General features: G+C 35.4%; 11 protein-coding genes, 1 pseudogene and 1 riboswitch. Of the genes and pseudogenes, 10 read left to right on the top strand and 2 right to left on the bottom strand.

Features of this window, described 5'->3' with window-relative positions; translation table 11 throughout:
- Positions 1-8 precede the first annotated feature (8 nt).
- The 6 genes from resB to NST00_RS12395 all read left to right on the top strand — a co-directional run bounded on the left by resB (position 9) and on the right by NST00_RS12395 (position 7441).
- Positions 9-1661 (top strand): cytochrome c biogenesis protein ResB, encoded by a 1653-nt coding sequence (gene resB / locus NST00_RS12420; protein ID WP_168411755.1) that lies wholly within the window; start codon positions 9-11, stop codon positions 1659-1661.
- Positions 1658-2839, top strand: a complete 1182-nt coding sequence (gene ccsB / locus NST00_RS12415) for a c-type cytochrome biogenesis protein CcsB (RefSeq protein ID WP_340710037.1) — start codon at positions 1658-1660, stop codon at positions 2837-2839. The genes resB and ccsB overlap by 4 nt, the downstream gene beginning before the upstream one ends.
- A gap of 151 nt (positions 2840-2990) precedes the next feature.
- Positions 2991-3707 carry a response regulator transcription factor gene (locus NST00_RS12410; protein ID WP_340710036.1) on the top strand — a complete coding sequence of 239 codons (717 nt, stop codon included), beginning with the start codon at positions 2991-2993 and terminating at the stop codon, positions 3705-3707.
- On the top strand, positions 3700-5481 hold the full coding sequence (locus NST00_RS12405) for an ATP-binding protein (protein WP_016836920.1): 1782 nt from the start codon (positions 3700-3702) through the stop codon (positions 5479-5481). Before NST00_RS12410 ends, NST00_RS12405 begins: the two co-directional genes overlap by 8 nt.
- A 228-nt stretch (positions 5482-5709) precedes the next feature.
- Positions 5710-6243, top strand: a complete 534-nt coding sequence (locus NST00_RS12400; protein ID WP_026018951.1) for an RNA polymerase sigma factor SigX — start codon at positions 5710-5712, stop codon at positions 6241-6243.
- Positions 6233-7441, top strand: a complete 1209-nt coding sequence (locus NST00_RS12395) for a hypothetical protein (protein WP_339288745.1) — start codon at positions 6233-6235, stop codon at positions 7439-7441. Before NST00_RS12400 ends, NST00_RS12395 begins: the two co-directional genes overlap by 11 nt.
- 251 nt (positions 7442-7692) lie before the next feature.
- Here NST00_RS12395 and NST00_RS12390 read toward each other — a convergent pair whose 3' ends face one another.
- Positions 7693-8247, bottom strand: a complete 555-nt coding sequence (locus NST00_RS12390; protein ID WP_247595784.1) for an ABC transporter permease — start codon at positions 8245-8247, stop codon at positions 7693-7695.
- 17 nt (positions 8248-8264) lie between these two features.
- Between NST00_RS12390 and NST00_RS12385 the strand changes: the two are divergent.
- The 4 genes and pseudogenes from NST00_RS12385 to NST00_RS12370 form a co-directional block, all read left to right on the top strand.
- Positions 8265-8489 (top strand): annotated as a pseudogene (locus NST00_RS12385) (response regulator); the annotation flags it as partial.
- A gap of 85 nt (positions 8490-8574) precedes the next feature.
- A riboswitch (FMN riboswitch) is annotated at positions 8575-8709 on the top strand.
- 228 nt (positions 8710-8937) lie between these two features.
- Positions 8938-9519 carry an ECF transporter S component gene (locus NST00_RS12380; RefSeq protein ID WP_168411758.1) on the top strand — a complete coding sequence of 194 codons (582 nt, stop codon included), beginning with the start codon at positions 8938-8940 and terminating at the stop codon, positions 9517-9519.
- Between the two features lie 209 nt (positions 9520-9728).
- Complete coding sequence (locus NST00_RS12375; protein ID WP_340710035.1) at positions 9729-11075, top strand: sodium-dependent transporter; 1347 nt, start codon at positions 9729-9731, stop codon at positions 11073-11075.
- Positions 11076-11124: 49 nt separating this feature from the next.
- The gene (locus tag NST00_RS12370) at positions 11125-11769 is read left to right on the top strand and encodes a TlpA disulfide reductase family protein (RefSeq protein ID WP_340710034.1); all 645 of its coding nucleotides are present in this window, start codon (positions 11125-11127) and stop codon (positions 11767-11769) included.
- 403 nt (positions 11770-12172) lie between these two features.
- Here the strand turns inward: NST00_RS12370 and fabI are convergent, their stop codons facing one another.
- On the bottom strand, positions 12173-12949 hold the full coding sequence (gene fabI, locus NST00_RS12365) for an enoyl-ACP reductase FabI (protein WP_016836931.1): 777 nt from the start codon (positions 12947-12949) through the stop codon (positions 12173-12175).
- Between the last annotated feature and the right edge of the window lie 23 nt (positions 12950-12972).

The raw sequence follows: 12972 nt of genomic DNA, 5'->3' as shown, positions 1-12972 counted from the left end.
TTAAAATTATGGAAAAAATCTCATGTGTTTGTGGTCATGAAAACCCATTTGGTACAAAGATTTGTGAAAAATGTGGTAGACCATTATCTGAAGAAGCGAAAGCTCAAAAAGTTCTTGATATGCGATACGATGGTACAGCCATTCGTTCTAAAACATACAACAAATCCATTATTGATAAAATCTGGAATTTCTTTTCGAGTGTTAAAGTCGGTGTATCGTTAATTATTATTACACTAATTGCATCAGCTCTTGGTACGATTTTTCCTCAAGAATTTTACGTTCAAGTGGCTACACAAGAAGAGAAAGCGCTTTATTATAAACAAAACTATGGCGTTTTTGGTGAACTATATTACAATTTAGGTTTATCTGATTTGTATAGTTCGTGGTGGTATCAGATTCTAGTAGGGCTATTAGGAATCTCCATTATCGTAGCAAGTCTTGACAGAGGTCTTCCTCTATATAAATCGTTAAAAAATCAACGTGTAAAGCGCCATGAAAGCTTTATGAAAAGACAGCGAATTGTTGCTCATGGGCCAGTAACAGAAGGCGATTCTTCAAAAACCCTTGATTTAATTGAAGAAAAAATGAAAAATTTACGTTATAAAGTTCGTCGAGATGGAAACGCTTTATTGGCAGAAAAAAATCGCTTTGCCCGCTCTGGTCCATACATAAATCACCTTGGGCTTATTATCTTCTTGTTAGGAGTAATGTTACGATTCCTACCGGGATTCCACGTAGATGAATCGATGTGGATTCGCGAAGGAGAAGTTCGTGCGATTCCTGGAATGGATGGATATTTCCTAGAAAATAAACAATTTATTTTAGAAACTTATGACAATGATCCAACGAGAGCACAAATTGAACAAGGTGTTGCTGCCATTGCGAAGAACTATCAGACGGATGTAAAGTTATATAAACAGGCTGAAGGTGCAGTGTTAGGGGATACGGAAAATATGGAACTCGTTAAAGAGTATTCCATTCGTGTTAACTACCCATTAAAATATGATGGTTATGCTATTTATCAAATGGATTATCGATTAAATGAATTAAAATCAATGACGTTTGAATTAACCCATAAACAATCTGGTGAGTCTCTTGGATCGATGAAAATTGATTTGACAAATCCAGAAAAAGAATATGTTTTAGGTGAAAATACAAAAGTTCAAATCTTGAACTACTACCCAGACTTTTCTGGACTAAAAGATGGTGTTCCTCAAACTGCATCCCAATATCCAAATAACCCTGCTTTTGTGTTTAAAATGATGACACCGGATAAGCCAGAAGGGGAAGTAAGTTTCGTTTCAATTGGTGCTTCTCCAATTGAAGCGGGGGAAAATGAATATAAAATGACCTTTAAAGGTGTAGAAACAAGAAATGTATCAGGATTAACAATTCGAAAAGATGTAACGATTCCTATCTTGATTATTGGTGGAGTTATTTTCTTATTAGGATTAGCAATTGGTTCTTATTGGAATCATCGTCGCCTGTGGGTACAACAATTAGAAGATGGCAAAATTATGCTTGCTGCCCATACAAACAAAAACTGGTTTAGCATGAAAAAAGATTTAGATGTTGTGACAGAATATGCGCATTTACCACAATATATTGACCAACTAGAAGAAAAAGATGAGAAGGATAAGGAAGGTGACGGTGCCGAATGAGTTTAATTGATATTAGTGGTAATTTACTTTTTACAGCATTCTTTGCATATATTATAGGTACGGTTTTCATAGCGGGTTCCATTAAAAGAAATGATGGTGCTGCCAGTAGAGCCGAAAAATGGGGAAAAATAGGAATTGTGATTGCAATTATTGGTTTTATTTCCCAGCTAGGCTATTTTATTACCCGTTGGATCTATGCGGGACATGCTCCTGTAAGTAACATGTTTGAATTTACTACAGCCTTTGGAATGTTCCTCGTTGGAGCATTTATATTAATCTACTTTATGTATCGTGTTACGGTTCTTGGTTTAGTGGCATTACCGATAGCAGTACTATTTATTTCTTATGCAACAATGTTCCCAACGGAAGTAACGCCACTTGTGCCATCGCTACAAAGTAATTGGCTAACTATTCACGTTGTAACAGCGGCAATTGGACAGTCGATTCTTGCTATTAGCGCAGTGGCTGGTCTTGTTTATTTACTAAAGGAAGTAGATCCAAAAACAAGCTCAAGGGAACGTTTTTGGCTTGAAGCCATTTTATATTTCTGCGTTGTTGTAATTGGCTTTGTACTTGTAACGATTACATTCCGCGGCATGGGATATGAAGCACAATTTACTTATGTTAATAATAATGGTATGGAATCTGAAATCGTTTATAATATGCCGGCATTATTCGGAATGAATGAATCTGAATTAAAAACGGAAGGCGTTATGAAGCCGTTAGTCGAAATGCCTGCGATTATTAATGCGAAGAAATTAACGACTGTTGTATGGTCATTCTTGGTTGGAACGATTTTATACTTGTTATATCGCTTCATTGTGCGAAGACCGATTTGTGAGTTGCTTCATCCTTTAGTGAAAAAAGTAAACTCTCATTTAGTTGACGAAATTGGATATCGTTCTGTATTAATCGGATTCCCTGTCTTCACATTAGGGGCTCTCGTCTTTGCCATGATTTGGGCACAAGAAGCTTGGGGCCGTTACTGGGGCTGGGATCCAAAAGAAGTATGGGCTCTCATCACTTGGTTATTCTATGCAGCTTATCTTCATTTACGTTTATCTAAAGGATGGGAAGGAAGAAAGTCTGCTTGGCTCGCATTAATCGGATTTGCAATCATCATCTTTAACCTCGTCTTTGTAAACTTAGTGATTGCAGGACTCCATTCATATGCATAATATCTATATACTATAATAAACGTATAAATATTAATAAAATAAGAAAGCTCTCCTCAAAACTATGGAGAGCTTTCTTAATAGTCTTTAATTTTTATTCATAAAATTGTACAATGAATATAGGTAGAGATTGCAAAGAGAGGGGTTAGACATCGTGTCTGAAAAAATGTCTATTTTAGTTGTAGATGATGAAGATCGCATTCGTCGCCTGCTAAAGATGTACTTAGAACGGGAAGGTTACGAGGTAGATGAAGCTGAGAACGGTGAAGTAGCGTTAAAAAAGGCACTAGATAATGATTATCATTGTGTCATTTTAGATATCATGATGCCGGAGAAAGACGGATTACAAGTTTGTGAAGAGTTGAGAGAGAAGAAATCTACTCCCATTATTTTACTGACAGCAAAAGGCGAAGAAGCAAACCGTGTGCAAGGTTTTGAATTAGGTGCGGACGACTATATCGTAAAACCATTTAGTCCACGAGAAGTGGTGTTGCGAGTGAAAGCGATTTTACGCCGCTCAAGTGCATTAAATCAAGTTTCTAGTACAACTACATCTCGAGATATCGTTGTGTTCCCTCATTTAACTATCGATAATGATGCACACCGAGTAACATGTGATGGACAAGAAGTAAACTTAACACCGAAAGAATATGAGCTACTTTACTTCTTAGCTAAATCACCAGATAAGGTATTTGATCGCGAACAATTGTTAAAAGAAGTATGGCACTATGATTTCTTTGGTGATTTGCGCACAGTCGATACGCATATAAAGCGCTTACGTGAAAAGTTAAACCGCGTATCAGACAAAGCAGCTAAAATGATTGTAACCGTTTGGGGCGTAGGTTACAAATTCGAGGTAATCAATGACTAGAATATGGAATAGTATTGTCGGGAAGCTATGGGCAACCATATTGCTTCTCGTTTCGTTTGTGTTATTTATTTTCACAGTTGCCATGCTTGAATTCTTAGATGATTTCCATATGAAACAAGCGGAAAGTTCGCTTAAGCAAACAGCAACGACCATCTCGAACATTGTTGCACATACAGATATCGATCAAATTACCGATGAGTTGTTGGAAGACTTATTAAATGGAGATACAAATGGATTTATTGCACTAAATAATCAAACTGTTATATCCAGTTATCAAACTGGAATAAATCAAGAAAAAATTCGAAATGCTTTGTTAAATTCTAAGGAATTTCAACGAGTCTTTGATACGAATGAACCGCTTATAAGACAAATGATTTTATCTTCTCAAGCGGATGAAGATAAAATGGAATCCTATTTTGTTTTAGGCTATCCATTATCGATTGAGCATGAAGTGCAAGGAGTTCTATTTATTTATCAAAACCCTTCTGCTCTTCACGAAACGACGAATCAAACGACGAAAATTGTCTTTCTCTCAGCATTTATCGCCTTTGTATTAACAACATTTTTTGCCTTTTTCTTATCTTCCAAAATTACGTTACCTCTCCGAAAAATGCGTGCCTATGCATTTGATATTGCAAAAGGTAAGTTTGATGAGCAATTGCCAACAAATCAAAGCGATGAAATTGGTCAATTAGCTGTAGCTTTCAATCAAATGGGGCGTCAGTTAAAACATCATCTCGAAGTCATTAATCAAGAAAAAGAACAGTTGTCTAACATTCTCACTTCAATGACAGATGCGGTAATTACGTTTAATCGTGATAAAACGATTTTGCTGAGCAATCCTCCAGCTGATCGATTATTACAACGTTGGTTTATTCGAAATGGGGTCGATAAAGAATTATTCTTACCAGAAGAAATTTATGCCATGTTAGATCATGTTCTAACTTTTGAAGATAAGTTGGAAGAAGATTTGGAAATAGACGGTTCGTACTACCGCATCACCATCAGTCCATTAAAAAGCAGTGGACAAGCAATCCGTGGCGCGATTGCAGTCATACGTGATATGACTGAACAAATTAAATTGGATAAATTACGTTCAGACTTTATTGCTAATGTTTCTCATGAATTAAGAACGCCAATTGCCATGTTGCAAGGATATTCAGAAGCAATTATTGATGGTGTTGTTGAGTCAGAGGAAGACAAGAATGAGATGATTAAAATTATTTATGATGAGTCTCAACGAATGGGTCGCCTAGTAGCGGATTTATTGGATTTAGCTCGAATGGAATCTGGACATACGACGCTTGTAAAAGAGTCTGTACCAATCAACCCTGTCTTTGAACGAATTACGCAAAAGTTTAGTCAAGTGGCGAAAGAAAATCATATTCAATTAATGTTCCATACGGAAATGTCAGATGATGTATTGATAAATATCGATGAAGACCGAATTGAACAAGTGTTAACAAATTTAATTGATAATGCGATACGTCATACACCAGAAGACGGCAGTGTAACGGTGTCATTGGAACAAGAATTATCTTATTTGAAAGTGCAAGTATCTGATACAGGAGAAGGAATTCCGAAAGAAGATTTACCTTTTGTGTTTGAACGTTTTTATAAGGCGGATAAGGCGAGAACACGCACGAGGAAAGTTGGCACTGGTTTAGGACTAGCTATCGCTAAAAATATCGTTGAAGCCCATAATGGTAATATAAGAGTTGATAGTGAAGTTGGAGAAGGAACAACTTTTACTTTCTATTTGCCTTTAAACTAAAATAGTTTTTGGATGAGAATTCGTGGATATTCTAGGTAAATGAGTTGCAGAAATTTGGAAAGATAGGACTTGCCATTCTGCATAAGTATGGTACTCTTTTACCTGGAGTAGAAGCGAATTCTTTTTTTATATAAATGTTGAAGAACATTTAAAAGAAAAATAGCTCTCCAAATGAAACATTTTACGATTTGAAACGACAAAATTAATAAGGATGGAGGTGGCATGGATTTGAAAGAATCCATATTCCATCGACTGTATGATCAATATCATCAAGATGTATTCCAATTTTTAATCTATTTAGTAAAAGATCGATCGGTTGCGGAAGATTTGTCTCATGAAGTATACGTTCGTGTTTTAAAATCATACGAACGTTTTCAAGGGAAAAGTTCTGAAAAAACTTGGCTTTTTGCTATCGCAAAAAATGTGGCAATCGATTATTTTCGAAAAAATGCAGTTCGCTCAGCCCATTCTTTTACCGCCTTTGATTGGGAAACAGAACAACTAGTATCACCAACAAAATCACCAGAATCTTTCATAGAATTAAATGATGAGACAAGGCAAATACTAGAGGCGCTGGAAAAATGTACAGGTGATCAACAAATGGTGATAATTATGCGCTATTTTCAGGAATTATCGATTGCTGAAACTGCAGCAATTTTAAATTGGACAGAAGGTAAAGTCAAAACAACACAACACCGTGCAATTAAACAATTGCGAGAATTACTATCACGAAACAAGGAGGCGAGTCAAAATGAATCATGAACATTGGGATGAGGATCGAATTGAAGAGCTATTAAAAAATGTTCCAAAAATTCATGATGTCCGTTCAAAAGAAGAAGTATTTGAACGATTAAAAAGAGATGGAGTATTTGATGAAGAGCCTCCGAAAAATTCACCAATTATTAAAAAGAAAACGAAAATTATGCCATGGTTGATTGCTGCTTGTGCTGCGTTATTAGCAGCTGTTCTCATACCATCTTTGACGAACAATTCAATGGAGGAACAAGCAATATTAAATAGTGAACAAGATGATTCCAGTGGAGATCAACAGGAAATGGAAACTTTTGCTCTTCCGAATGACATGGAAGAAAAGGAAAACTTTGTACCTATGTCAACATCGGAAGCTGATATTAAAACTGCTGTATATCCTGAACAATTGGAAGGAAACACTCTTTTCAAGATTGGTCTTGCAAGCGATGAAGCAGAAAGCATTCCAGTAACAATCTTAATCCCAAATGAAAAAATTGTAGAAGATTTTGGGAAAGACAATCCAACACAGGTGGAGTTATACAATGAATATGCTCCGCAGTTAAATGAAAAGTTACTAGGGTTTAATGAATATCATCCATATGTGGGTGAAATAACAGAAAGTGAAGGAAAGGTTATTCATAAATTACCGAATAATCATCCATATGATGAAGATTCGGCAACTTATTATGCTACTTTAACAGATACCTTCTCTGATTACAGTGAAATGGAAATTGTTGATGAAAACAGCGAACCGGTAATTTTAGAGAATATTGGGGAAGAATATACCCTATTAACTGAAAAATCAAAGCAACATAGTTACTTTAAATATGTGCAAAATGATGGATCGGAGTTTTTAGCACCGAATTTTAGAGAAACTTATTCAACAGTAGAAGAAGCAATGGAAGCGTTAAAGGTAAGTACAAATGATATTTACAAATCAGTGATTTTACCCAATGTTGATTATTCCGTATCTGTCAATCATGATGTAGTAATAATTACATTTAAAAATCGCTTAGATTTATTTGAGTATAATCAAGTGGAAGCGATGCAAATGATTGAAGCGATGTTATTAACAGCAGCTGGATTTAATAAATCGGTACAATTTGAAAACATTGTACAAACAGAATGGGAAGGTTTCGATTTTACAAAACCGTTGCCAATTCCAGTTGGACCGAATGAGTTGCCATATACTGTATTAGAAAATAGATAAAGTTTTCCATTTGGGTATTTTGAAATTGATTGAGAAGAAGTATTAGAAATGCCGGGATAATATATTTTTATATATTTAAAAATTGATTGGAGTGCCGGGGTGAGTGCCTCTGTCGCTACGCTTTCGAGGCAAAGCGTCCCCGGTTCGAAAATCATTTTTAAGATTTTATCCAACCTTTTTTATATTTGATATGTGAGAAAGTATGCGAAAAGACAAGGATATTGCTTTTCGCATTTTTTCTTTTATCGCATTTATCCATAGACGATTAATATAGCAAATAAGGGTATCAAAGTATTGGTATTTTGAATGGTAAAGTGCACTTGTTCATCGAGGTACAATTGCTTTATAGGACTCAAGAGCATGTAATAGCTCCAAATAATGAATGTTTGGAATTTAGATGAGATAAAGTTGCTCGTTAAACCAAGAAATGCTCCACTCATTCCAAGTGTTAAGGAAAAAGCTTGATTTTTTAATGTCATCGATGCCCATTGCTGCAATGGAATGATGGTAAAACAAGTCAATGATGTACCCAATAAAAAAATGAATAGTAATTCGTAAGGTACATTTTCAAGACCTTTATACATACCAAATGCCCAAATGAATAAAAATTGACAAATGCTTACAAATAATAAAAGGATTGAAGAACAAAAGAATTTTGCGAAATACATCTGTTTTTGATTCATCGAAAGGGTAAGTAACAGTTTCCACGTATCCCCTTTATGTTCCATATCACATATACGAGAAACGCAAATGGCCGATAAAATTGGCAAAAAAACACAGTTTAATGAAGAAATTGTTAATATCATTAACTCCCATTTTGCAGTTTCAGCGTATTTATCAAGCAACAAACTGTGAAGAAGCAAAGCAAATTATTCAATTGATTAAGCCTGATCTAGCAATTTTAGATGTGATGTTGCCAGATGGCGATGGTTTTTCTCTCTTATCGACCATTCGCCAATATTCGAATATACCTGTTATTTTTTTAACGGCAAGAGGAGAAGATGAGGATCGTTTGCTTGGGCTTGGACTAGGAGCTGATGATTATATAATAATAAAGAATGATTGTTTTAATACTTCATATTAATTCCTTTACAAATACTCGGAATACTCCTATAATATTACTAAATTAAATGATTCATCTTCGGGGCAGGGTGAGATTCCCGACCGGCGGTATTAGAACGGTTGTTCTTAAGCCCGCGAGCTCTTTTTGAGCAGGATTTGGTGAGATTCCAAAGCCGACAGTATAGTCTGGATGGGAGAAGATGAAGGTACGGTCGTTTTTCGTTATGTAACCTAGACACGTGGCAATTATTGTGTTGGAAATTTTTGTATTAATCCAACGCGCTATTTTCCTATTCTCTTTTTGTCATGTGTAGCTTTTCGTGTACCCGTTTTCTCCCTTATGCTAGTTTGGCATAAGGGATTTTAATTTTTAACGAAGTCGACTATGTGCCTTTCTTCTTGCGAGTTGAATCAGCAAAGAGGAGAGAGTGCTAATGAACAAAATGAAATTGCGTTCTTTTGTAACAATCGCAATGCTATCGAGTATTTCATTTATTTTAATGTTTTTAAATTTTCCATTGCCGTATTTTCCGGTATTTTTAGAGATTGATTTTAGTGATGTTCCTGCATTGATTGCGGCAATTACGATGGGACCTGTTGCAGGAATTTTAGTTGAATTCATTAAAAATATCTTGAATTGGCTATTTATGGGTGCTCCTACTGGGGTGCCAGTGGGACATATGGCAAACTTTGCAACAGGGATCTTGTTTATCATGCCAGTTTACTATGTATATAAAAGAACTAATTCAGTAAAAGGGTTAATCTTTGGACTGATAGCTGGAACATTTACGATGTCAATTGGCATGAGCGTATTAAACTATGTTGCTTTCCTGCCAATGTACACATATTTCTTAGGAATGGGTACATTTGATGTAAAAGAAACTATCGTTCTAGGAATTTTGCCATTTAATATTATTAAAGGTATTTTGTTGATGGTGTTAGTATTGATGTTATTTAGAACGATGAGAAATTGGATTGAAAATCAAAGAGCACAATATTTATTGCAAAAACAATAATAGAACATAGATTATTAGGGGTTTGCTGTTTTGTGCAAACCTCTTTTATTTTGAGTAAATTACGAATACCTTTTTGAAGGAATTGTATGATTACTTACATTATATTTCTGTTCGATCAATATTATAGAAAGTTTATATTGTTTTAAAAAATTGATATGATGTAATCATCATGTTTATTAGTTTAAAGTCATAAAGGAAGGAATTTTACAATGGATCAAAATAAAGGGCAATGGACGAGTAAAATTGGATTTATATTAGCTTCGGCAGGGGCAGCCATTGGACTCGGCGCTATTTGGAAAATGCCTTATGTGACAGGTCAAAGCGGAGGGGGAGCTTTTTTCTTAATCGTTGTTATTTTCACCCTTCTCATAGGATTGCCAATGCTATTATCGGAATATATTATTGGTCGTAGCACTCAAAAAGAAGCAGTAACAGCATATAAATTATTAGCCCCCCATAATCTTCGCTGGTCTTGGATTGGGAAGTTAGGAGTTATCGGTTGCTTTATTATGCTATCCTTTTACAGCGTTGTAGGTGGATGGATATTTATATACAGTGGCGTTTCATTGGTTGGAGGAGTCATTGAGCCGAATGCCAATCCAGGAGATTTTTTTAATTATGTTATAGGGACACCATGGATTACGTTGTTAGGTCTTGCACTATTTACTTTAGCAAATGTATTAGTCATTGCATTAGGAGTGCAAAACGGAATTGAAAAAGCTAATAAAGTTATGATGCCGTTATTATTCATTCTATTTATTATTTTAGTAGTACGCGGCTTAACTTTAGATGGAGCAGTGGAAGGGGTAAAATTTTTCCTATGGCCAGATTTTTCAAATATTACTGGGGAATCGTTATTGTTTGCTCTTGGACAGTCCTTTTTTGCACTGGCGGTAGGATTTTCGTGCCTTGTAACTTATAGTTCCTATTTAAAAAAGGAAGTTAGCATACCTCAATCGGCAACATGGGTTGTTGTGTTAACCATTTTGGTTTCATTTCTTGCTGGACTAGCAATTTTCCCAGTTGTCTTTACATTTGGAATGGAGCCAACTGAAGGACCGGGATTATTGTTTATGGTTTTACCTGCTGCTTTTAGTCAAATGGCTTTCGGTGAAGTATTTTTGGCGATGTTTTTGATATTATTTTTATTTGCAACGCTCACTTCATCTTTTAGCATGTATGAGATTATCGTTGCTGCGTTAATTGAGAAATTACATATTCGCCGCACGAAATTAACTGTCATTTTAGGAATCATCGTTTTTATTGTTTCCATTCCATCTGCATTATCTTTCAACGTATTAAGTAATGTGTCAATTTTTAATAAAAGTATTTTTGATGCCACGGATTATCTTGTTTCCAACGTGCTTTTACCTTTAGGAAATATATTAATTGCAATATTTATTGTATTTGTGATGGATAAACAATTAGCAAAAAAGGAATTATTGCAAGGAAGCCAAATGGGGGAAGGGTATTATCACGTTTATAGAGCATTGATGACGTTTGTTGTTCCGGTTGTGATTATAATTGTATGCCTGGCAAGACTGTTTGGATTTTGAAACAGCAGCATACATATAGTAAAATGACAACCGTTATAAGGAAGGTGTTATGGAAAAATCGAAAGTATCCATTTTCTTTCTCTTGCTTATTCTCTGTGCATTCACTTGGACGATTTATTCGAAATTTATAAAGAATGAAAAAGGCCTAGAGGAGTCTTTTACAGAAGACGAGTTTATCGATTTTCTTTATGAAAATTTAGGCTTAGAGGATCCACACGATGTTGACATTCATGAATTTGAATATGACATGATTGAAACTGCTTATCAAGTGATGGATGTTGAGGCAAGCGATTTTCAACTAAAAACAATGCAAAATGAAACAATTAAATTGTCTGATTTGAAAGGGAAAAAAGTTTTCATCAACTTTTGGACAAGTTGGTGCCCCCCTTGCAAAGAAGAAATGCCTCATTTAAATGAGTTCTATGAACAATTTGCAAAAAAGAACAATATCGAAATATTGGCCATCAACATTACCGATCAAGAATTATCAATGGATGACGTAAAAAAATTTGCTGACAAATATCAAATAAAGTTTCCTATATTATTTGATGATACCGGTGCGGTTTCGACGGAATATAAAATCATTACGATTCCTACAAGTTTCATTATAGATGAAGAAGGTAAAATAACCGAAAAAATTGTCGGCCCTGTCACAAAAGACATATTATTAGAAAAATTTCAGATAAATACATGAATACTTACTAAAAAACATAAACAAGACTAGACAGTATTAATACAAAAAAGGCGTAAATGATGATTATCCAGTTGAAATCAGGGGAGTCCATACTGAGTCATTTTGCTGATAGCAATGTGTTGATTATTGTTCGGAGCGGGGTTGGTTCATTTAATTGAACAGGGAATAGCTGAATTAACGAGGAAATCGATATTGCAAAAGGATTCGAAAGAGAAGCATAGTTTAAAAGAATTTTATGGTTATGTAAATAAAAGAGTGGATTACGATTTTAAGCCTCCTTTCTGGGGAAAAATTTTTAAATAGTTGTAAGTAGGTCATTCGTTTAGAGAATGGCCTTTTATTGTGAGAAAATAAAAAAAGTAGCACAAACCAACAATTGATTTGTACTACAGCTAGTGAAAGATTATCCCATAATATGATAACCTGAGTCAACGTAAATCGTTTCTCCTGTAACGCCGCGGGATAATTCGCTAAGCATTACGACTGTCATATCTCCAACTTCTTCTTTATTTGTATTGCGTTTCAATGGAGATACTTCTTCATAACGGTGAAGGGCTTCGTTAAAGCTTGGAACACCTTTAGCAGCCAATGTACGAATTGCACCAGCGGAAATGGCGTTAACGCGAATACCTTCTTTGCCAAGATCCGCAGCTAAATAACGAACGCTTGCTTCAAGCGCTGCTTTCGCAACACCCATGACATTATATCCTTCAAGAACTCGTTCCGCACCCAAGTAAGACATTGTAACGATAGAGCCGCCTTCTGTCATATAAGGACGCGCTGCATTAGCAACAGCAATTAATGAGTATGCGCTTGTATCTTGGGCAAAGGCATAGCCCTCTCGAGAAGTTTCAACAAAGCGATTTTTTAAATCTTCTGCATGAGCAAAGGCTACAGAATGTACGATACCGTGGATGACACCGAATTGTTCACCAATTTGTTTGAATGCATTTTGAATCGATTCGTCGCTGTTCACGTCACATTGAATAATTGCTGTTTTGTGGTCTTGATAGTCTTCTAAAATTTTTTCTAGTTTTGCTTTTGAACGATCTTTTCGATACGTGAAAATCACGTTTGCTCCAACTTCTAATAGTTTCTTTGCTGCTCCCCAAGCGATGCTTCTTTCATTGGCAACGCCCATCACAACGATATTTTTATCTTTTAATTTTAATACATCCATGTACTTGACCCCTTTAACATCAG

The sequence above is a fragment of the Ureibacillus sp. FSL K6-0165 genome (genome assembly GCF_038004285.1).
GTDB lineage: Bacteria > Bacillota > Bacilli > Bacillales_A > Planococcaceae > Ureibacillus > Ureibacillus thermosphaericus.
Note: the sequence above shows the minus strand (reverse complement) of the source record. Positions and strands in the feature narration are given on the sequence as shown.

Excerpts from the sequence above, each read along its gene's own strand:
- resB (WP_168411755.1), top strand. The coding sequence starts at position 9 with ATGGAAAAAATCTCATGTGTTTGTGGTCATGAAAACCCATTTGGTACA.
- ccsB (WP_340710037.1), top strand. The coding sequence starts at position 1,658 with ATGAGTTTAATTGATATTAGTGGTAATTTACTTTTTACAGCATTCTTT.
- NST00_RS12405 (WP_016836920.1), top strand. The coding sequence starts at position 3,700 with ATGACTAGAATATGGAATAGTATTGTCGGGAAGCTATGGGCAACCATA.
- NST00_RS12395 (WP_339288745.1), top strand. The coding sequence starts at position 6,233 with ATGAATCATGAACATTGGGATGAGGATCGAATTGAAGAGCTATTAAAA.
- NST00_RS12390 (WP_247595784.1), bottom strand. The coding sequence starts at position 8,247 with ATGATATTAACAATTTCTTCATTAAACTGTGTTTTTTTGCCAATTTTA.
- NST00_RS12380 (WP_168411758.1), top strand. The coding sequence starts at position 8,938 with ATGAACAAAATGAAATTGCGTTCTTTTGTAACAATCGCAATGCTATCG.
- NST00_RS12375 (WP_340710035.1), top strand. The coding sequence starts at position 9,729 with ATGGATCAAAATAAAGGGCAATGGACGAGTAAAATTGGATTTATATTA.
- NST00_RS12370 (WP_340710034.1), top strand. The coding sequence starts at position 11,125 with ATGGAAAAATCGAAAGTATCCATTTTCTTTCTCTTGCTTATTCTCTGT.
- fabI (WP_016836931.1), bottom strand. The coding sequence starts at position 12,949 with ATGGATGTATTAAAATTAAAAGATAAAAATATCGTTGTGATGGGCGTT.